The sequence below is a fragment of the Psychrobacter sp. CoH-33_TS_01 genome, assembly GCF_058189395.1.
In genome coordinates, this window is record NZ_JBVGQI010000008.1 from 26,924 (window position 1) to 46,218 (window position 19,295).

Here is a 19,295-nt window from a genome sequence, read left to right on the forward strand (position 1 = left end):
TTTTAGTTAGAAAAAGGCAGGCAAGCAGCGGGTAATAGGGTGATAGCAGTTATGGCGGTCACAGCCAGTGGTGATGCTAGCTCTTAAAGGACTACAGGTTTAAGTAACTAGGCTATCCATCCCCTTATCCTATAAGGAAAAAAGATAGCGTCTCACTATAGCCCTAAGATAAGTCAGTAGCCGCAGACTGTTAGCAGCTAGCCACTCAACCGGCTCACTGCTAATGGCTTAGATTAGCTGCTAAATGACCAAGGCAAGGTGTCACCGGCTGCCAGTGGCGTGACGGTAGTGTGCTCCGCAGTATCTGCTAGATAAGGATAGTGGCTAGGCACAAGTAGCGGCTGTTTCACTAGCGTAATGGTGCTTTCGTTGACCGGCAGACCGTAGAATTGTGCGCCGAAACGACTGGCAAACCCTTCCAGCTTATCGATTTTACCCACGCTGTCAAAAGCGGTGGCATATAGCGGCAGTGCGATAGAAGAGCTGTAGCACCCTGCGCAGCCGCATGCGTTTTCTTTGGCATGGGTAGCATGGGGTGCCGAGTCGGTGCCTAAGAAGAACTTAGGGTTGCCGCTGGTAGCCACATCAAGTAAGACCTTCTGATGCTGTTCACGCTTTAAGATAGGCAAGCAATAGAAATGCGGTTTGATACCGCCTACCAACAGGTGGTTGCGGTTATATAATAAATGTTGCGGAGTAATCGTGGCGGCGACTCGGTTGCTTTGCTCCAACACAAAGTCAGCCGCATCGCTAGTGGTGATATGCTCCACTACAATCTTAAGCTCAGGGAATTTCGCAATAATCTGGCTGAGTACTTCTTCTAAAAAGCGTTTTTCTCTGTCAAAGATATCCACATGAGAAGCGGTTACTTCACCATGAATGAGTAAGGGCAGGTTGTACTTCTCAAGCGCATCAAAGATATCGACGCATTTATTAATGTCGGTCACGCCGTCTGCAGAGTTGGTAGTAGCGCCTGCAGGATAAAGTTTGACCGCCTGTACCAGACCTGACCGAGCGGCTTCAGCAATATCTGCTGCCGTCGTATGATCGGTTAAGTATAGGGTCATGCGCGGGTCAAAAGCGTCTTTGCGGGCTTGTGGCAAGTCAGAAGCTTGGAGCGCTGCCATAATACGCTCGCGATAGGCAATGGCATCGCTAGCCGTCTTAACGGGCGGTACCAAATTGGGCATACACATTACTCGATTAAAGCTTTGTGCGGCGTGTGCTACCGTCGTTTTTAGAGCAGCCCCATCACGCAAGTGAATGTGCCAATCATCCGGCTGGATTAGGGTAATAGTCTGGGCCATAGTATCCGCAGAAATAGCGTCAGTTACGGGCAAAGTGGCAGAGGTATCATGAGCAGGCGAAGTAGCTAAATTTTGAGCAGTCATAGAGCAAATCGGCACTTAAATTAGGATAGCGATATGATAACAGATTTTGCCTAGCGACTAAATGAGCAGCGGGTGAGAATGCACAATATGTAAGCAATATAAAGCGCTAAGGGTTTACTAAAGCCAGCAGACGGTCTATTCTATAATGAGGTATTGGGGCGTATTTTTAGACGATAGACCAACGGATTGACCGCTAAATGGCTGTCTTTAGGCTTGGTCTGCGCTTATTTTGCTTATCTTAAGAAATTCGACTTAAGCGAGCACTATGTTTTTTGCGTTTGTTATTCATTATATAAGGATTTTCTATGTCAAAACTTGATCCAAAAAATATCAATAAGATTGTATTGGCGTACTCTGGCGGTCTAGACACGTCGATCATCGCTCAATGGCTACAAGAGACCTATGACGCTGAAGTGATTACCTTCACCGCCGATATCGGTCAAGGCGAAGAAGTTGAGCCTGCGCGTGCTAAAGCTAAAGCCATGGGCATCAAAAATATCCATATCGAAGATCTGCGCGAAGAATTTGCTCGTGATTACGTCTATCCAATGTTCCGTGCTAACGCCATTTATGAAGGCGAGTATTTATTAGGCACTTCAATCGCGCGTCCATTAATTGCAAAACGCTTGGTTGAAATCGCTAAAGAGCATAACGCTGACGCTATCAGCCATGGCGCTACCGGTAAAGGTAATGACCAAGTGCGTTTTGAGTTAGGTGCCATTGCCCTAGCCCCAGATATCAAAACGATTGCTCCATGGCGCGAGTGGGATTTATCGAGCCGCGAAAGCTTAATGAAATACGCAGAAGAGCGTAATATCCCAATCGACTTTGCTGGCAATAAGAAAAAGTCTCCTTATTCGATGGATGCCAACTTACTGCATATCTCTTATGAAGGCGGTATCTTAGAAGACCCATTCGCCGAAGCTGAAGACGATATGTGGCGCTGGTCAGTGAGCCCAGAGCAAGCCCCAGATGAAGCACAATATCTAGAGCTTGAATACGAAAAAGGCGACTTAGTGGCTATCGATGGCGAGCGTCTCAAGCCCTTCGAAGTCATGATTAAGCTGAATGAGTTGGGTGGCAAGCATGGTATCGGCCGTCTAGATATCGTAGAAAACCGTTATGTGGGTATGAAGTCACGCGGCTGCTACGAGACGCCAGCGGGCACTATCATGCTCAAAGCCCACCGCGGTATTGAGTCTTTAACGCTAGACCGTGAAGCGGCGCATCTTAAAGATGAACTAATGCCACGCTATGCTAAGATTATCTATAACGGCTACTGGTTTAGTCCTGAGCGCGAAATGCTACAGGCGCTAATCGACAAGTCGCAGGAATACGTCAATGGTACGGTGCGCGTGAAGCTATATAAAGGCAGCGTGAGCGTAGTCGGTCGTAAGTCAGACGATTCACTATTTGACGAAAAGATTGCTACTTTTGAAGACGATGCCGGTGCTTACGATCAGAAAGACGCAGAAGGTTTCATCCGTCTAAACGGTCTACGTCTGGCTATCGAAGCCAGTCGTGGTCGCGACTTATCTAAATAAGTCCGCGTATATCGCTAGTATCAGTATTAGTACAACGAAAAAAGCAGAGCCTCTCGAGGCTCTGCTTTTTTTATACCTTTTACTAACCTTGATTAATACCCACACTAGATAATAGCTGACGGTTGTTAGTTATTTTGCCGCCTGGATTTGGCTATCAGTGCCAGTACCATTATTAGTGTCGGCGTCGCTAGCTTTAGCCGACATTGAGCTAGGCTTAGCCTTAACTTTAGTTTTGGCGACAGTAGCGGTGTTCTGCATAATATTGGCTTGTTTGGATTGGTATTTCAGCATAGCTAGAGCGCCTAATCCCCCAATCACTATGAATATTAATAAGATAACCGGGTCTTTCCAAAGCGGTTTGGCTTTAGGGGGCACCAGTGTGGCCTTGCTAGCCATCTCATCTGTAGGGGTGGCTACTGTTGGAGTGACCCCTAACATACTTAAACTAACAAAGGGGCGGCTAGGCGGCGATTTTGGCTCTGATGCGATGCGCAAACGTTGGCGACTGAGATAAATATCACTAATCTTGGCCAGCTGTAATAACCAGCGTTGATGCGGTAGCGATACGGCGCCCATAGGACCAAAAGCTAGCAAATCATCGTGCAGGCTTTGATCGGCATTGTCTACCGAGCGCCCGATGATTTTGGCATAATGCGGCACACCATCATCGTTACTTTCGGTGATAACTATAGGGGCTGGCGAGTAATGAGTAATCTCATACCAGTAAGGGTCAAAGGGTGGCGGGGCAATGATAGCGTCCATAGCCGCTAAGTCTTGCACAATTTCTTGATTTAAAATCTGCTTAGGGCGGTTATCGCTAGTGGCGGCCGTATTGTTATTGGTATTATTAGTCGTATTGTTATTCTGTTTATCCCAAGCCTGGTTTTGCTGAGTGAGGGTCGCTAGTTCTAAGGCGGGGTCGTTATTGACGGGGTCAAATCGAGCTGCGGATAAAAACTGCGGTTGCAGTTGTAGCCACTCGCTAACATCCTCGCTATCGAGCTGGGCGTAGTCCGCTAAAATAGCTAATTCACGCAAAAATATGACGCTAAGTGTGGTTAATAAGGTGTGTACTTGTTCTGGCTTTGCTTGAATATCGGCAGCGATATAATCTACTGCGGCAGCGAGACTGCGTGCATCTAGGAATATCGCATCAGCGACGGCTTGCCGATAATTTAACGCAATACTCATCGTGACGAAATTCATCGAATTGTATTGGCGCAAGTCCTTAATACCACTGCGCGAAAACAGTTTTTTTAGCACCGCAGTGCCGCCATGACGAGCTTGGTAAGACAGTAAAGCGCTGAGCAAGGCTTGTAAGCTAGCGGTGAGGGCGCGTTTGGACTGTGGTAGAGATAAATGCGAGATGTCGGCTAATAAAGGCGTCAGCGGCAAGGTGTCGGTATACATAAAGTCATAAATCGACACCCGTGTCGGTGAAATAAGTTTCATAAGACCACAGTGTTAAGGAATGTGACTCTATATTAAGGTCACAATCTCCATGTTACAATCCCTAAATAAACTTTAGCATTTTAAAATAAGTAGATATGACTATGACCAAGCCCTCTGATAACGCTAGCGCCGCGAATACAGATGCCTCACAATTACTCGTAAGTGTGAGTGAGCAGACTTTACGACATTACCGTAATGGTGAGTTGGTAAAAACGTACTCAGTCTCTACGGCTGAAAATGGTATTGGCAGTACGGAAGGCAGCGGCAAGACACCGCTAGGTCGCCATATTATTGGCAGTAAGATTGGCGGTGAGCAGCCTATTAACGCTGTGTTTATTGCTCGCGTTCCTACCGGTGAGGTCTATAGCGAGGAGCTTGGACAAGAGTACCCTGAGCGTGATTGGATTTTAAGCCGTATCTTACGTTTAGAAGGCTGCGAAGAGGGGCTGAATAAAGGCGTTGATGCTAATGGCGTCTGTTGTGATACTTATGAGCGCTACGTCTATATCCACGGTACTCCAGACTCTGAGCCGATGGGCATCCCGCTATCCTTTGGCTGTATTCGTATGCGCAATCAAGATGTTGTTGAGCTGTTTGAGCAAGTCGTGGAAGGGACAGTGGTTAATATCGTTGCTTAGTTGCTTTCGCGAGTAACGACTACAGAACGAAACAAGGCTGGAAGATATTCTCCCAGCCTTTTCTTATATAGGGTTATAGACGTATAGGTCGGTAAAAAGGTAGGACTCGTTCGAAAGAGCGTTAGACCGCTACCAGAAAACCGGCGCATCCTGTACAGATTTTAAGCTCACGGCACAATCTCTAGCCGCATGCTGTTGTTGGGCACTAAAATAACCCACAGCAAACCAAGCCGCCGCATCGCTCTCGGCTTTCAGGCGATAGAACTCTTGACCCACAATATCATCGTTATACTCTCCTAACACTTCTTGTGCCGGCTCAAGGTATTTTAAGAATTTCTTAGTAGGTTTGTTTTTATACATTGGGGCCACAAATTCGCTGATATAGCGTAAGCTTTTTAGGCGTTTGCGGACATCATGCTGGGCCTCGATATCGAGCTCGGCGAAATGACTGCTGGCTTGTGAGATTTTGCCAAATAGTTTGCCAAGTATCTTACTCACCTGGTCTTTAGCGGGCTTACTGGTAGCGTCTGTCTCAGTAGCACTATCGGCATCTGTAGACCCCATGCTGTACTCAATCAGCTCCAGTAAAGTAATCTGGAAGTCGTTGGCGCGCACCGCATCTATGGGGGCGACCATTAGGCTGTCGCGTTCTGGTGCCCAATCTACGAAAGGCGCACCTTTGTCTTCTAGCATAGGCTGGGTCTTGGTCTGCAGCAACTCACGATCGCGGTATTCACCAAGGAGGCTAAACGTTTGCTTTAGCACCGGCATCCAATCTGAATTAATAGTGTCTGAGAAGTCCGCAAAAAACTTCAGCGCAGTCCGTAGGCGACGTATGCCAACACGTAGCTGATGCACATGATGGCCATCTTGGCTACCGGCAGCGATAGCACTGGCGTTGGGCAATATCTGCAGCATACAGTGATGCACAACCGCACGTAAAAACTCAGCTGGGCTCATCTCAGCCGTGACTTCTAATGGGTTTGCATTGGCCTTAGTCGCGTCAGAATGGGCTTTGCCCGCGACCAACAGACCCCCGCGTTCTGCTTTTGTGACGGTAGAGACGCACAGCTTATAGCGCTTACACCAAGTCTTGGCAATCTCAAACAGATAACTCGTATCGCCTTCTATCAGCTCAAATTCGACTTCATGAATACTGCTTTGCTGGGTATCATCTTCACCATGAATCACGACGCCGGTGTCATAAGCCACTTCGATAACGTTGCTGTCTTTTTTTACCAGGCGAGTAATCCGCTCGACATCGGTAACGTATTGACGCTGCAACGACTTCGCCAATTTTTTCATTTTAAAATCTTGCAGTACTGTGGCAATCTCGCCTGTTTGATAGACACTTAAATCAGGCGCTAAGGCCTGATCTTGAATAGCTTGCTCAGCCGCTGCTTGATCCAATATATGATTATGCTCAAGGCGAGCGGCCATACCATCGCCGGCGGCCTTAATAGTCTGCACCCAATCAGCGTTCTCTTTACGAATGCGTAGGGCGATACCAGCGTTTGCCAATTCGCGATTTGCGGTATCAAAATAGTGAGCTGCCAATTGCGAGGTTGCAGAAGATTTAATTTTGGTTTGTCGCATGAGCGCATTTACTTTATATTCAGGCACTAAAAACTTCAGTTCAATCTCTTGCATGACTTTCCTCGGCGGTTTTTATTCATTAGTAATAGAACTAGACGTCTAGGCCATAAGATGAGGTAGGCCTAAAAAATTATCATAATCAACACATCCTATGGGAGCTGCAGAGGAATGACAAGCTAAATTACATGACAGATTCATGACAATAGCCAACCTCTAAATTTAATAGAGTAATAAGTGTTGTAAGTCGGGCTATGCGGCCAACTCGTAACATTTCATGTTATGGAGATATTTTGTACTAAAAGTCGCTATAATCAAGGCCAACAATTAGACAAAAGTAGGCTGTGTATGTTAAATAAATTCAATGATTTATCCAGAGCATCCACGCAAACTCTGTCTAAGCCTATGGGGGCTGCTAGACCGCTTGCAGAGCCTATAGAATTAGGGGGGATCCCAGTATCAGTATCATTACTAGCAACAGCAACAGCAACAGCAACAGCAACAGCAACAGGGTCTTATCGCCTAGTCTTGGGCAGCATGGGCATAGCGGTCTTATTAACAAGCGGCTGTGGTCAGGTCCCAGAGGACGGCTACGAGAGCGAGGCGGCTATAGAGTCCTATCAAGATATGGCTATGGAAGAGATAGCTGCGGCGCCGCAAGCTACGGTAGAGGGTGCTGCGGAGACTAAGGAAAAGACCGTTGAGAGACTAGCCGTTGAAAATATCTCAGGCGATAGCGAGCAGACCCTAGGCAGCCAAGTCGCTGATATTGAGATTCCGGGTAAGACGCTAGTTGTCAATGCTCGCGCTGACTTTAAAGTGGCGGACGTGGTCAAAAGTAAGGATGCTATCGAGACCTTAACCCGGCAGCAAGGCGGTTACGTGGCCGCAATTAGCATTAGCAACAATGAGATAGACCGGCGCACTTACCTTAGCGGTGAGCAAGATATCAGTTTGACCACGTATTCGCGGCATGCCGATATGACGGTGCGAATCCCTAAGGCAAAGGTCAGCGAATTTATGCGCCAGCTGCAAAAGCAGGTCGCCTTTTTGCAGGGGCAAGAGTTTAGCGCCCAAGATGTCACCTTAGATATCTATCGTGAGCAATTAGCCGCCCAACTGAACGGCGATATGGCGGCTGAGCTAAGCGCGGAGCGGCTCAATAGTGATAATGAAAAAGAGCAGGGCAGCAATGTTGATACGATTACCGCCACTTATGCGGCCAAACAGCAACAGCAGCTGGCCAAGCTTACGCAGATGGATATCGCTGATAAAGTGCGCTTTAGCACTATCGCGCTCAGTTTTAACCAACCGCCTAATACCTATAAAGAGACCACGCAAAATTTAGACGTATTACTAGAAGCGGAGCAACCTGGGTTTATCTCACAAGCCGGTGAAGCGTTTAAATCAGGTTGGGATGTTTTAAAATCAGTGGTGTTAGGTATTATCCAACTGTGGTGGCTCTGGGCATTAATAGCCTTAGCTTATCTGCTTTACAAAGCGCTGCGAACTACGCTACGACGCTTATTTAAACGCAATACTGCGCGTAAGCCTGCGACCAAAAAAGTCGTTCGACCAGTGGTTATGCCTCCCAATAATAGTGTCAATAAAGACGACGATATTACTTAGAGTTGATTCGATTTATAACGGATACAGTTGCCCGAACTATAATGACTCGGATTTATTTGCACTTGCCTTTAGCAAAGAGCTATTAGTTAAATAAAGCTTGAGCATCAAAGTCCAGACCATAAAAAACCGCCCCACTATTACTAGCAGGGCGGTTTTTTTAAGCTTAAAAAAGTACTTAAGCTAATAGCAGTTGGTCGCTAATTAGAACTGGTTCATCGTGTTCTTTTCGCCGCCAGCTTTAAGTGCCATATCACCAGAGAAGATCTCTTTGTGATCATCGCCTAGGTCAGAACCCGCCATGGCTTGGTGCTTAACACAAGAGATGCCTTCACGGATTTCTTTACGTTGTACGCCAGCAGCATAAGCCAACATACCGTCTTCACCGAAGTAGCCTTTAGCAAGCTCATGCACGCTTAGGGCAGTGGTGTGGTAAGTCGGTAGCGTGATTAAGTGATGGAATACACCAGCTTCACGTGATGCATCACGTTGGAAGTTACGAGCAGCGTCATCAGCAGCAGTATCTAGTTCAGTACCGTCGTAGTCAGCACTCATCAAGTTGTCTTTGTCGTATGCTGAGATGTCTTTGCCTTCTTCTTCCCACTGAGCGATCACTTGCTTACGGAAGTTAAGCGTCCAGTTGAATGATGGGCTGTTGTTGTATACAAGCTTCGCTTTTGGCTGCTGCTCTTTAATACGGTCAACCATCATTTTGATGTGTTCAACGTCTGGAGTAGGTGTTTCGATCCAAAGTAGATCAGCACCGTTTTCTAGAGCCGTTACACAGTCAAGGACAACGCGGTCAATGTTCGTGTCTTCACGGAAAGAGTACAGACCGTTAGGCATACGAACTGGACGAACTAGCTTGCCATCACGCTTAAGCAATACGTCGTTTTCTTGCGCTTCAGAGATGTCGATTTCTTCAACGTCGATGAAGTCGATGTATTTAGAAGCCAAGTCACCTGGCTCATTAGATACTGGGATCTTCTGAGTTAGTGATGCGCCTTCAGAATCGGTACGAGCAACGATAACACCGTTGTCAACACCAAGCTCTAGGAAAGCATAACGGATAGCGTTGATTTTAGAGATGAAGTCTTCATGCGGTACAGTTACTTTACCCGCTTGGTGACCACATTGCTTAGCATCAGATACTTGGTTTTCAACCTGGATAGCACAAGCACCGGCTTCAATCATAGCTTTCGTTAGCAAGTAAGTCGCTTCTTCGTTACCGAAACCGGCATCGATGTCAGCAATGATTGGCACAACATGAGATTCGAAGTTATCGATTTTAGCTTGGATCTCGCTAGTGTCTTTACCAGCATCAGTAGCGGCTTTTAGCTCACGGAAATAGTCGTTTAATACTTTCGCATCAGCTTGACGTAGGAACGTGTAGATCTCTCTGATTAGGTCAGGCACAGTCGTTTTTTCGTGCATTGATTGGTCAGGTAAAGGACCAAGCTCTGAGCGTAGGGCTGCAACCATCCAACCTGATAGGTAGATGTAACGCTTAGAAGTCGTACCGAAGTATTTCTTAGCAGCATACATAGACTGCTGAGCGATGAAACCATGCCAAGCGCCTAGAGACTGTGTGTACTTAGAAGTGTCAGCGTCGTACTCTTCCATATCTTTACGCATGATATCAGCAGTATATTTAGCGATATCAAGACCAGTTTTAAAGCGGTTTTGGACCATCATGCGTGCGGCATCAGTCTCGCTAATGTTCTGCCAGTTGCCATGTTTTTGTTTTATTTCACGGATATGATCAATTGCTGATGTATAAGTCGACATCAATACTCTCCTTGGTGGTGAACGAATGAGTGAATCAAAAAATAGATAGGATGACTTTTCTATAAGTGGTTTGATATAAGTAGAAAGTTGCTCGCAGAAGGTATGGCTTAAAATACTAAGTCTCTGCCAGTAGCAAGTATTAAACTATAAGAGTTTTGCCCTAAAAGCAATCAAAACCTGTCGCTTTGGTCAGCTTTTATCATTTTGCCCAATAACTGCACACTTCTCGAGGCTTAATTGAGCCTTTTAAAAGACTTGCTTTAGCTGCTAAAGCTTTTATTACCCTAAACAATGCCAGCGGCCCATTCAAGCTCAGAGACAAATGAGCGCTACAAAGATAAGTTTGCGCAAGGTTAAATAATAAGTTTTTAGCTTCTACCGAATCTTTAAGATGCGATAAAATAATGCTTAGCAGCTAGCCCATTAAAAGCTAATGATAACGGTCTGATAATAAAGAACGACTAACGAGCGCTTGCCAGTTACTATAGCTAGGTTACCTTAATTTATCTAATTTATGATAGTTATCTTGGGTATTTTTATTAATTATAGTATAGTGGTAGCAAGGGTTTAAGGTGGGTTCTGCAGAGCTAAATAGACGCTAATGAAGGTTTTATCTCTAATAAATGTAACAGATTATTTTATAAGGGATATTTAGTAATTTTAGCCTGTGAGTGTCTACAGTGATGGGCAGACCGCCTAGTATGAAGTGAAAATTGAGTAAAATATAAGTGATTTAAAAGTAAGGTATTGGCTACTGGATAGGTTCATCCAGCGCACTTATATTTAGCTAAAAAATGGCCTAAAAAGATGTTTAAAGAGAAATTTATATGAATTTGCAACGCGTAGATCTAAACCTATTAGTACATTTAGACGTCTTATTAAGAGAAAAAAACGTCACTCGGGCAGCAGAACAATTGGGCATTACCCAACCTGCGATGAGTAATATTTTAAGACGCCTGCGCAAATTATTTAACGACCCTTTATTGGTGCGCTCATCCGAGGGCATGACGCCGACTGAGCGCGCGTTAGAATTACAGCCCCGTATCCGCGAAATATTGGCGGATTTGACCCAAGTATTGGAGCCGCGCACAGAGTTTCGTCCTTATAGCACCTCGCGGGTGTTCCGGATTATGACCTCAGATTATGCAGAAGCGACGCTAGTACCGCGTTTAGTCAAAGCGTTACGTTCGGAAGCCCCGAATGTCATCTTGGACTTTTTGACCCCTTCTGATGTCTCATACCGGGATATGGAACAGGGTCGTGTTGATTTAGCTATTAACCGCTTTAACGAAATTCCGCAGAGCTTTCACCAAGTGTTGGTATGGCGCGATACCTTTAGTTGTTTGCTCGCCGCAGAAAGCCCCTATGTAAACCGTTTTAATTTAAAGAACTATCTAAAAGCACAGCACGTTTGGGTGTCAAAAACTGGTATGGGCGTAGGCTTTGGGGTCAATCCCGATAAGTCGGGTGGTCTAGGCTCTATCGACCAAGCCTTACAGCGTCTGGGCCAAAAGCGTCAAATTAGTGTCTTTACGCGTCATTATCAGATGCCTGCGATGCTAGCCGCTAATAAAGACTTGATTGCTACTTTGCCAACCCGTGTCGCTAGAATGCAGGCGGATAACGACAGCATCGTAATGAAAGAGCCGCCGTTTTTTATTCCTGAATTTGAGCTGACGATGGCCTGGTCACCGCTATTGCAGCATCATCCTGCGCACCGTTGGTTGCGTCAGCTAATCATGCATGTGGCGCGTCAAGTGGTCGCCGATGAGGAGCATGAAGGGCATGAAGTCCCGGTGATTAATCATTTGTTCTAAACTGTGCTGACATAAAAGTAAGCTTGCGTAACCTCTCAATGACCCTAGCCCAAAACTAGGGTTTTTTGTCACCTAAAACCTTTACTCGCAACATGTTAGCCACATATCTCTATGAAACGTAAAAGTCTATTGAGCTGAATCTGTTAGGCTATTATTAGTTTGAAGTTAACCTATATCAATTAAAATTAAGTATTACTTAACAGTCGTTTTTAATGACTGGGTTTTAATTATTGGTTTTTAATGACTGGGTTTTGATAAACAGATATTAATCAGAAACTTCTTCTAATAAAGTTTTTACTAACAATGATTTTTTACTAAAAATGACAAGGACAATAAAAAAATGGCAGATATTACTACAGTCAATCCCGCTACTGGCGAAGACATTGCTAACTATGAGTATATGAATGCGCAGCAAGTTGATGACATTATTAATAACTCGCATGAAGCTTTTCTACAATGGCGTGAGACCAGTGTTGAAGAGCGTGCAGAAGTCATCAAATCGATTGGGGATTCCTTGATGAAACACGAGGAAGAACTGGCCAAATTGATGACCCAAGAGCGCGGTAAGCTATATGAGCAGAGCCTACAAGAAATAGCCCTATGCAAAGGTATTTGCGACTACACAGCCGCTAATGGTATTACCGCTCTTGCTGACGATGAACGTGAAGTTGAAGGCATGAAAAAGGGGCTAGTATCGTATCAGCCTATTGGTATTATTTATGGTATCCAGCCGTGGAACTTTCCAGCGTATCAGGTTTTCCGTTATACCATCGCCAATTTAATGGCAGGTAATAGCATCTTGCTTAAACATGCTTCAAACGTCACAGGCTCAGGATTATTAGTCGAAAAAATAATGCATGAGTCTAAGCTGCCTAAAGCTTTATTCCGCACGCTTCTCATTGACCATGACCAGTCAGAAAAAGTTATCGGTCATGAAAAAGTACGCGGTGTGACCTTGACCGGTAGTGACACGGCAGGCGTCATCGTCGGACAGCAAGCCGCTAAAGTCATCAAAAAGACCGTGCTTGAGCTAGGTTCAAACGATGCCTTCATTGTGTTAGAAGATGCCGATATTGATTTGGCTGTGGTGACCTGTGCCCATGCCCGTCTTTATAACAATGGCGAAACCTGTGTGGCCGCCAAGCGCTTTGTCGTAGTAGATAGTATCTATGATGAGTTCCGTGATCGCCTAGTCAAAGAGTTTGCCAAATATGAGCTGGGTGATCCGATGTTAGAGACGTCGAAGATTGGTCCTATGGCACGAGAAGATTTGCGTACTAAACTGCATGAGCAAGTAGAAGAGAGTGTGAAAAAAGGCGCTACCATTACGCTAGGGGGTGAAATACCAGCAGGTAAGGGTGCGTATTACCCAGCGACTATCCTAGAAGATGTCAAACCTGGCCAGCCGGCTTATGAAGATGAGCTATTTGGTCCAGTAGCCTCGCTAATCCGTGCCAAAGATCAAGACGATGCGCTACGTCTAGCCAATGACAGCCGTTATGGTCTAGGGGGCGCTATCTTCTCTAAAGACGAAGATAAGGCCATTCGTTTAGCGCGTGACTACTTTGATACCGGCATGGTGTATATCAATGGCTATGGTCTAGCTAACCCTGCTATGCCTTTTGGTGGCGTGAAAGACTCAGGTCATGGTCGCGAGCATGGCGGCTTTGGGATTAAAGAGTTCGTGAATATCAAAGGTATCCATGTGATTGGCGCTAAACCTGCCTAGTTTAAGGTTAGACACGGCTAGCCCTATTGCTAACCTATAGGACTAGCGCTAGATAAAAAAATCCCCAATTGCTAAGCAGTTGGGGATTTTTTTATTCAGTAAGTAGGGCAATGGCTGCTATTAATATGAAGCACTGGTAGCCTAAAGCACTTGCTCATCTAACCAAAGACGTAACGGTAAGGTCGGTAAAGGCGACTCTGCTGCTGCATGGTCATCGGTACTTTCAGCTATAGCCGGTTCACCTGATAGCGCAGCCTTCGGAATCATCCCATTGGCAATCAACAAAATCGTCCAAGGCAATAATTGATGCTCTAGCTCTTGCACTCTACCTTGTAGCGAGTCTGCAGTGTCATCGGCACGAATGGAGAGCAGCGCTTGCGTCAACACTTGACCAGCATCCAGCTCAGCGGTCACCACATGCACACTACAGCCGTGCAGGCGCTCACCAGCTTCGATAGCGCGGGCGTGGGTATCGAGACCTTTATAAGCGGGCAACAACGAAGGATGCAGGTTGATCATCGGGGCAGGGGCTGCATTGATAAAATCGCCACTCAATACGCGCATAAAGCCTGCTAACACAATCAAGTCGGGATGCCACTGGGCAAGCTTAAACTTAGCATGGCGCTCAAAAGTCTTAATATCCATACGCTTGCCAGCATTTTCACCGGTCAAAATATGCGAGAAAATCGCCGTATCAATCCCAGCTTCGGCCGCACGGGTCAGCGCATAGGCATCTTTGACATTGCAGATGACCCCCACGATTTTAATAGGCAGCACACCCGCATTCATCGCATCAATCATGACTTGCAGATTGCTGCCATTACCCGAGGCTAGAACGACCACTCTAAGCGGTGTCGTAGTCTCTTTTGGACTCAGTCCGCCCAGTTGCGGAAGCGGTGGCAGCGTCATTAGATAAAGTCTACGGCAGCGATATCACCACTACGAGTGATCATAGTGCCGAGTTGCCAAGCCGTTTCGCCCGCTTCGGTTAAGACGGCGATAGCTTTTTCAGCTTCAGCAGCGGGTACGACGATAACGAAACCCACACCACAGTTAAAGGTACGATACATCTCAGATTGCTCGATATTACCATGACGCTGCAACCAAGTGAAAAGCTCAGGCAGCTGCCAGCTCTGCGTATTGACTTGGGCGCTTAAGCCTTCTGGCAATACTCGTGGCAAGTTTTCAGTCAGACCGCCACCCGTGATATGGCTCATAGCATGCAGGTTGGCATTGCCCAAAGCGTCTTGTAGCGCTCGGATAGCTTTGACATAAATTTTGGTGGGGGCCATTAACGCATCAGCGATAGGTTGACCATCTAGGGTCTCATCGCTAGTGCTGATATCGACACCGCTCACTTCAATGACTTTACGCACTAACGAGTAGCCGTTGGAATGGGCGCCGCTAGAGGCTAGACCGATGAGTACATCGCCTTCCGCGACATTTTCACCAGTGATCACTTCAGACTCTTCGACCACACCGACGCAGAAGCCGGCTAAGTCGTAATCTTCCTCAGAATACATACCAGGCATCTCGGCCGTCTCACCACCGATTAAGGCACAACCTGACTGCTTACAGCCTTCGCCAATACCCGTCACTACGGCAGTTGCAGTATCGACATCCAGCTTGCCCGTGGCATAGTAATCTAGGAAGAATAGCGGCTCTGCACCGCACACTAACAGGTCGTTGACACACATAGCCACTAGGTCGATACCGATAGTGTCATGACGCTCTAACTGTAGCGCTAACATGAGCTTAGTACCAACGCCGTCAGTACCAGAGACCAGTAATGGCGAGCGATAGCCTTGCGGGATACGGCAAAGCGCACCAAAGCCGCCTAGACCGCCGACCACTTCAGGACGTGACGTGGCTTTGGCTACGGATTTAATACGCTGAACCAGGGCATCACCGGCATCAATGTCCACACCAGCGTCTTTATAGCTTAGAGAAGGGGAGTTACTCATGAGAAGTAGGCTACCTGTATTTTGAGAGAGGAGGAGTCTGTCGAGTTGAGATGACTAAGAAATTGCATTAAAAAATGGCAGTAAATCAGTAATATCCAGTGGCGCAAGCGGGGTATAGTGGCATCGCTTTACGGCTACTTTAACGTAAGAATTACTTGGCGAGTCACTAAGAGTGACCAGTATTTAATCTTACCGTCATCATTATGGGCACATTATAACGAATAATCCGGCACTGTCACAAAATGATTAGGAATATCGTGCTAATCTTGAGATAACGAACAAAAATATTCCGCTAAGGGACGTGGCAAAGGTAACTAAAGGATTTATTTACCTATTGACGATTAGAGTTCAACATAGTCTACCTAGAGAGCCGTCTGTTAAGCTAAATCTTATAAATACGTAGCGAGGTTAACTAAGCTAATAAAAATAACTTTATTAACGACATTAGTCTGCGATAATACCGCCGATACGCCTAGTTAAGGCAGCACTATTTTAGGAACTACCACCCATGCAAACCAAGGTTATTGATCCATTTTTTCGGCGTCTGTTTATTTTAGTCGCTATTGTTTTAGCATTTATCCTGCTGCATTTAATGATGCCCGTGATTATCCCTTTTGTCGTGGCGTTTTTCTTAGCTTACTTATTTGATCCTTTAGTCAAAAAATTGAGCCGTTACGTGCGCCGCTGGATGGCTATCTTAGTGGTGTATTCTGCGATTACTGCGATGATGGTACTGCTGCTATGGTGGCTCATACCGACGCTATGGACGCAATTGCAGGATGCTTGGGCCTATTTGCCGCAAGCCGTGACTTGGTACAATGACGTGCTGCGGGGTTGGTTGGCGGATAACACCCGTATTGTACTGCCGGTATTAGAAGTCAAAGGTTTTTCTGAGACCTTAGTCGACTATATGCAAAGGAACTATAGTGCAGGGGATGCTGGCTCATTAATGAGTCAGGTGCTGGCCTCGAGTATGTCCTTTATCAATAATGCGGGGCTGATTGTGTTAGTGCCTATTTTGACCTTTTATTTTCTGTTCAATTGGGACCAACGCTTATTACAGTGGAAGATGGCTATCCCTAAAGGCTATGCTAAAAAGACCCTGCAGATTTGCCACGAATGTGACCAAGCGCTCAAAGAGTTTATCAAAGGTCAGTTATTGGTCATGATACTGCTCGGCATTATCTATGCCGTGCAGCTACAATTGATTGGCTTAGAGCTTGGCTTAATCATTGGTATGGCGGCAGGCGTGGCCAGTTTTGTGCCTTACTTAGGATTTGGGCTAGGATTTATCGCTGCTGTGACCGCATCCTTGTTTCAGTTTGGCCTAGATTGGTTCCATTTAAGTTTAATCGTCGGTGCTTTTTTAGTGGGGCAAGCCGTCGAAGGCTATGTGCTGCAACCGTTATTATTGGGGGATAAAATTGGTCTATCGCCACTTTGGGTCATATTTGCAGTCTTAGCTGGCGCCAGCTTATTAGGCTTCGTCGGTATGCTGATTGCGCTACCTGTATCCGCTGTAATCAACGTCTTATTTAGACATTTATACGCCGCCTATTTAAATAGCGATTTTTATAGAGGCCGTAAGCAGCTCAAGCTATTTGATAGATAGCGTGACTGATAAATAGGCAGTTGGTTCGAGAGTTTTTATGACGCTCAGCAAAGAGCCTTAATTAAGGTTATAATTCATCTAGGTGGCAGATCGGCACAGTAGCTCAATTCAACTGTAGTGGCTTTGTGCTGATTTACGCGTATGATATCGCTAGTAATTAACTATAACTAATTGATATTTATATTGAATTACTAGGGTTGGTATATTGCTCGGCAAGTGGCCACGCTTGTCAGTGATTTTATAAATGTGGTATATATAGCTAAAAATTAATACGGTTATCAAGGCAGCTATAGTCTAAGAATTAGGCGAATGGCCAGTGGCGATAACACTGATTGAGTTGAAGGTTCATGGCAGATACGCAGCTTAGCCTAAATTTAGAGATCAAGCATGACGCTAATCTTAGCGATTTTGCGGGTCCTGGGTGGATGGCGATTATTGACGCTGTCAGGCAGATGCATGTCGGCTTGATGCGCCAGCTTTATTTGCATGGCAGTCCGGCTACGGGCAAGTCGCACCTTATGTCTGCGATTTGCGAGTCATTCCTTGAGATAGACAAATCCGCTATTTATTTATCGTTAAACGAATTAGTCTATACCGATGTGAATGTGCTGTCCTCCCTAGAGACTTTTGATGTCATCGCTATCGATGATTTAGAGATCCTAGAAGAGAGCCCGCAGTGGCAAGAAGCCTTATTTCACTTGATTAATCGCAGCCGAGAGGGGCAGCGCCAATTGTTATTTGCTGCCAATAAACCGGCTAGCGAATTGCCTTTTCAACTGACCGATTTGCTCAGCCGCTTAATGCAAGCGCCTTCTTTTAGAGTGCCCGATGGCCACGATATTAGAGACCGACAGACGATGCTAGAGTCGATCTTGAAACGACGCGGTTGGCAGTTTGATGAGCGCATCATGAACCATCTGCTCACTGAAGGTCCGCATCGTATCGGCGCTATGATGGACGTGTTAAATTATATCCAGCCGATGTTCTCTAATTTAAGCCGGGTTAATATCTCCAAAGCCGTCATTAGCGAGGCTATTAAGACGATTGATGAGCAAACGCTGGTCGCTGAATTATTGGATTTGGGTATGAGCGCAGACGCATTGGATAATGAGTCAGACTCTGACACGCCACAACCGACCACTATGTCGTTAAATCTTTAGCGGTTATACAGACTTTATTACCCTTATCTATGATTAGCAGATGGTCTTTATAGTGTGCTATTACGCCGCTTAGCTGGCCTTTTCTTTACTTTTTTCTGAATTATTGACTCATTTCTTACCCCTACCTACTCTAGGATACCTCATGAAATTTGCAGCGAATATGAATAAGTTACTGGTCACTGGTGCGCTAGTAGGCGCAGTTATGTTGCCACTATATGCCCAAGCCGCCGTAACGCTAAAGGTGGATGACCATATCAAGGTGACGGCGATTAATGGTCAAGAAATTGGCCAAAGTCTTTTGCAGCCTTTAGCCAAAGAATTCACGCTAGCCCCTGGTAAGCATGTCATCACTGCTAAATACGATCGTCTTTACGATGTGCGCCGTGATGAGCACGACTATTTGCGCTCAGGTAACGTCAGTGTAGCCGCTGAAATGCAAGACAATCAGACTTACACCTTGTCTATGTTAGGGCAGCCAGAAGAGTACCGTGCGGCCAAAGAGTATGCCAAACAGCCTACTTTAGCAGTCACGCAAGGCACTACCGTAGTGGCCAGTCAAAAAGGTATGGTTAATAACGACAGCGGCATCTTCTCTGGGTTAAGCAATGCCTTGGGTGGGATTTTTGGCGGCGGTAATGATGCCCAAGCTGCGAATCAACGAGCCATCGCATCTTTAGAGCAGACCGGTTCAGTAGCTAATACCTCTAATACGCAAGCTATTCCCGCTATGGCGCCTTTGACTCAAACGACTCAAACCGTAGCCGCACCAGCTCCTGCAGTTAGCAACAATGCAGCGACCTTAGACCAATTCATGCAGCTGTGGCTCAAGGCTACGCCCGCTGAACGTGAAAAAATGCGTCAGTGGATTCAGCAGTAAGCACATGATGTTTGCGTAGTGCCTTTAAGCTAAAGCTGACTGTCATAAAAAAGCCCGTAACTCATTAAGTTACGGGCTTTTATTTTACGGCTGCTTTACTTTAG

General features: G+C 45.9%; 14 protein-coding genes. 8 read left to right on the forward strand and 6 right to left on the reverse strand.

What is annotated here, in order from left to right; all coding sequences use genetic code 11:
• Positions 1-233 precede the first annotated feature (233 nt).
• On the reverse strand, positions 234-1,307 hold the full coding sequence (gene pyrC / locus ACZ2XM_RS12025; protein WP_490589086.1) for a dihydroorotase: 1,074 nt from the start codon (positions 1,305-1,307) through the stop codon (positions 234-236).
• A gap of 389 nt (positions 1,308-1,696) precedes the next feature.
• On the opposite strand from pyrC, the gene ACZ2XM_RS12030 reads away from it, so the two are divergent.
• Positions 1,697-2,935 carry an argininosuccinate synthase gene (locus ACZ2XM_RS12030; RefSeq protein WP_490589058.1) on the forward strand — a complete coding sequence of 413 codons (1,239 nt, stop codon included), beginning with the start codon at positions 1,697-1,699 and terminating at the stop codon, positions 2,933-2,935.
• Between the two features lie 129 nt (positions 2,936-3,064).
• Here ACZ2XM_RS12030 and ACZ2XM_RS12035 read toward each other — a convergent pair whose 3' ends face one another.
• The gene (locus ACZ2XM_RS12035) at positions 3,065-4,387 is read right to left on the reverse strand and encodes a hypothetical protein (protein WP_490589057.1); all 1,323 of its coding nucleotides are present in this window, start codon (positions 4,385-4,387) and stop codon (positions 3,065-3,067) included.
• Between the two features lie 101 nt (positions 4,388-4,488).
• On the opposite strand from ACZ2XM_RS12035, the gene ACZ2XM_RS12040 reads away from it, so the two are divergent.
• On the forward strand, positions 4,489-5,025 hold the full coding sequence (locus ACZ2XM_RS12040; protein WP_490589056.1) for a L,D-transpeptidase family protein: 537 nt from the start codon (positions 4,489-4,491) through the stop codon (positions 5,023-5,025).
• A 129-nt stretch (positions 5,026-5,154) separates the two neighbouring features.
• Here ACZ2XM_RS12040 and ACZ2XM_RS12045 read toward each other — a convergent pair whose 3' ends face one another.
• Positions 5,155-6,675 carry a CYTH and CHAD domain-containing protein gene (locus ACZ2XM_RS12045; RefSeq protein ID WP_490589055.1) on the reverse strand — a complete coding sequence of 507 codons (1,521 nt, stop codon included), beginning with the start codon at positions 6,673-6,675 and terminating at the stop codon, positions 5,155-5,157.
• 291 nt (positions 6,676-6,966) lie between these two features.
• Between ACZ2XM_RS12045 and ACZ2XM_RS12050 the strand changes: the two genes are divergently transcribed.
• Positions 6,967-8,247 carry a DUF4349 domain-containing protein gene (locus tag ACZ2XM_RS12050; RefSeq protein WP_490589054.1) on the forward strand — a complete coding sequence of 427 codons (1,281 nt, stop codon included), beginning with the start codon at positions 6,967-6,969 and terminating at the stop codon, positions 8,245-8,247.
• A 201-nt stretch (positions 8,248-8,448) separates the two neighbouring features.
• Here the strand turns inward: ACZ2XM_RS12050 and ACZ2XM_RS12055 are convergent, their stop codons facing one another.
• The gene (locus tag ACZ2XM_RS12055) at positions 8,449-10,032 is read right to left on the reverse strand and encodes an isocitrate lyase (protein WP_490589053.1); all 1,584 of its coding nucleotides are present in this window, start codon (positions 10,030-10,032) and stop codon (positions 8,449-8,451) included.
• Positions 10,033-10,859: 827 nt separating this feature from the next.
• Here ACZ2XM_RS12055 and ACZ2XM_RS12060 point away from each other — a divergent pair.
• Positions 10,860-11,849, forward strand: coding sequence for a LysR family transcriptional regulator (locus ACZ2XM_RS12060; RefSeq protein WP_201499115.1), 990 nt, complete (start codon positions 10,860-10,862; stop codon positions 11,847-11,849).
• A 340-nt stretch (positions 11,850-12,189) separates the two neighbouring features.
• Positions 12,190-13,578 (forward strand): NAD-dependent succinate-semialdehyde dehydrogenase, encoded by a 1,389-nt coding sequence (locus ACZ2XM_RS12065; RefSeq protein WP_490589052.1) that lies wholly within the window; start codon positions 12,190-12,192, stop codon positions 13,576-13,578.
• A gap of 141 nt (positions 13,579-13,719) precedes the next feature.
• Here ACZ2XM_RS12065 and purN read toward each other — a convergent pair whose 3' ends face one another.
• Positions 13,720-14,487 (reverse strand): phosphoribosylglycinamide formyltransferase, encoded by a 768-nt coding sequence (gene purN, locus ACZ2XM_RS12070; protein ID WP_490589051.1) that lies wholly within the window; start codon positions 14,485-14,487, stop codon positions 13,720-13,722.
• Entirely contained in the window at positions 14,487-15,542 is a 1,056-nt protein-coding gene (purM, locus tag ACZ2XM_RS12075; RefSeq protein WP_490589050.1) for a phosphoribosylformylglycinamidine cyclo-ligase, read from the reverse strand. The genes purN and purM overlap by 1 nt, the downstream gene beginning before the upstream one ends.
• A gap of 508 nt (positions 15,543-16,050) precedes the next feature.
• On the opposite strand from purM, the gene ACZ2XM_RS12080 reads away from it, so the two are divergent.
• The 3 genes from ACZ2XM_RS12080 to ACZ2XM_RS12090 all read left to right on the forward strand — a co-directional run bounded on the left by ACZ2XM_RS12080 (position 16,051) and on the right by ACZ2XM_RS12090 (position 19,191).
• Entirely contained in the window at positions 16,051-17,154 is a 1,104-nt protein-coding gene (locus ACZ2XM_RS12080; RefSeq protein WP_490589049.1) for an AI-2E family transporter, read from the forward strand.
• Positions 17,155-17,501: 347 nt separating this feature from the next.
• Positions 17,502-18,314: a DnaA regulatory inactivator Hda gene (gene hda / locus ACZ2XM_RS12085; protein WP_490589048.1), complete on the forward strand. Its 813-nt coding sequence runs from the start codon at positions 17,502-17,504 to the stop codon at positions 18,312-18,314.
• Positions 18,315-18,456: 142 nt separating this feature from the next.
• Positions 18,457-19,191 (forward strand): DUF2057 family protein, encoded by a 735-nt coding sequence (locus ACZ2XM_RS12090; protein ID WP_490589047.1) that lies wholly within the window; start codon positions 18,457-18,459, stop codon positions 19,189-19,191.
• Positions 19,192-19,295: the final 104 nt, after the last annotated feature.

Coding starts and splice junctions, on each gene's coding strand:
- pyrC (WP_490589086.1), bottom strand. CDS start 1,307: ATGGCCCAGACTATTACCCTAATCCAGCCGGATGATTGGCACATTCAC.
- ACZ2XM_RS12030 (WP_490589058.1), top strand. CDS start 1,697: ATGTCAAAACTTGATCCAAAAAATATCAATAAGATTGTATTGGCGTAC.
- ACZ2XM_RS12035 (WP_490589057.1), bottom strand. CDS start 4,387: ATGAAACTTATTTCACCGACACGGGTGTCGATTTATGACTTTATGTAT.
- ACZ2XM_RS12040 (WP_490589056.1), top strand. CDS start 4,489: ATGACCAAGCCCTCTGATAACGCTAGCGCCGCGAATACAGATGCCTCA.
- ACZ2XM_RS12045 (WP_490589055.1), bottom strand. CDS start 6,675: ATGCAAGAGATTGAACTGAAGTTTTTAGTGCCTGAATATAAAGTAAAT.
- ACZ2XM_RS12050 (WP_490589054.1), top strand. CDS start 6,967: ATGTTAAATAAATTCAATGATTTATCCAGAGCATCCACGCAAACTCTG.
- ACZ2XM_RS12055 (WP_490589053.1), bottom strand. CDS start 10,032: ATGTCGACTTATACATCAGCAATTGATCATATCCGTGAAATAAAACAA.
- ACZ2XM_RS12060 (WP_201499115.1), top strand. CDS start 10,860: ATGAATTTGCAACGCGTAGATCTAAACCTATTAGTACATTTAGACGTC.
- ACZ2XM_RS12065 (WP_490589052.1), top strand. CDS start 12,190: ATGGCAGATATTACTACAGTCAATCCCGCTACTGGCGAAGACATTGCT.
- purN (WP_490589051.1), bottom strand. CDS start 14,487: ATGACGCTGCCACCGCTTCCGCAACTGGGCGGACTGAGTCCAAAAGAG.
- purM (WP_490589050.1), bottom strand. CDS start 15,542: ATGAGTAACTCCCCTTCTCTAAGCTATAAAGACGCTGGTGTGGACATT.
- ACZ2XM_RS12080 (WP_490589049.1), top strand. CDS start 16,051: ATGCAAACCAAGGTTATTGATCCATTTTTTCGGCGTCTGTTTATTTTA.
- hda (WP_490589048.1), top strand. CDS start 17,502: ATGGCAGATACGCAGCTTAGCCTAAATTTAGAGATCAAGCATGACGCT.
- ACZ2XM_RS12090 (WP_490589047.1), top strand. CDS start 18,457: ATGAAATTTGCAGCGAATATGAATAAGTTACTGGTCACTGGTGCGCTA.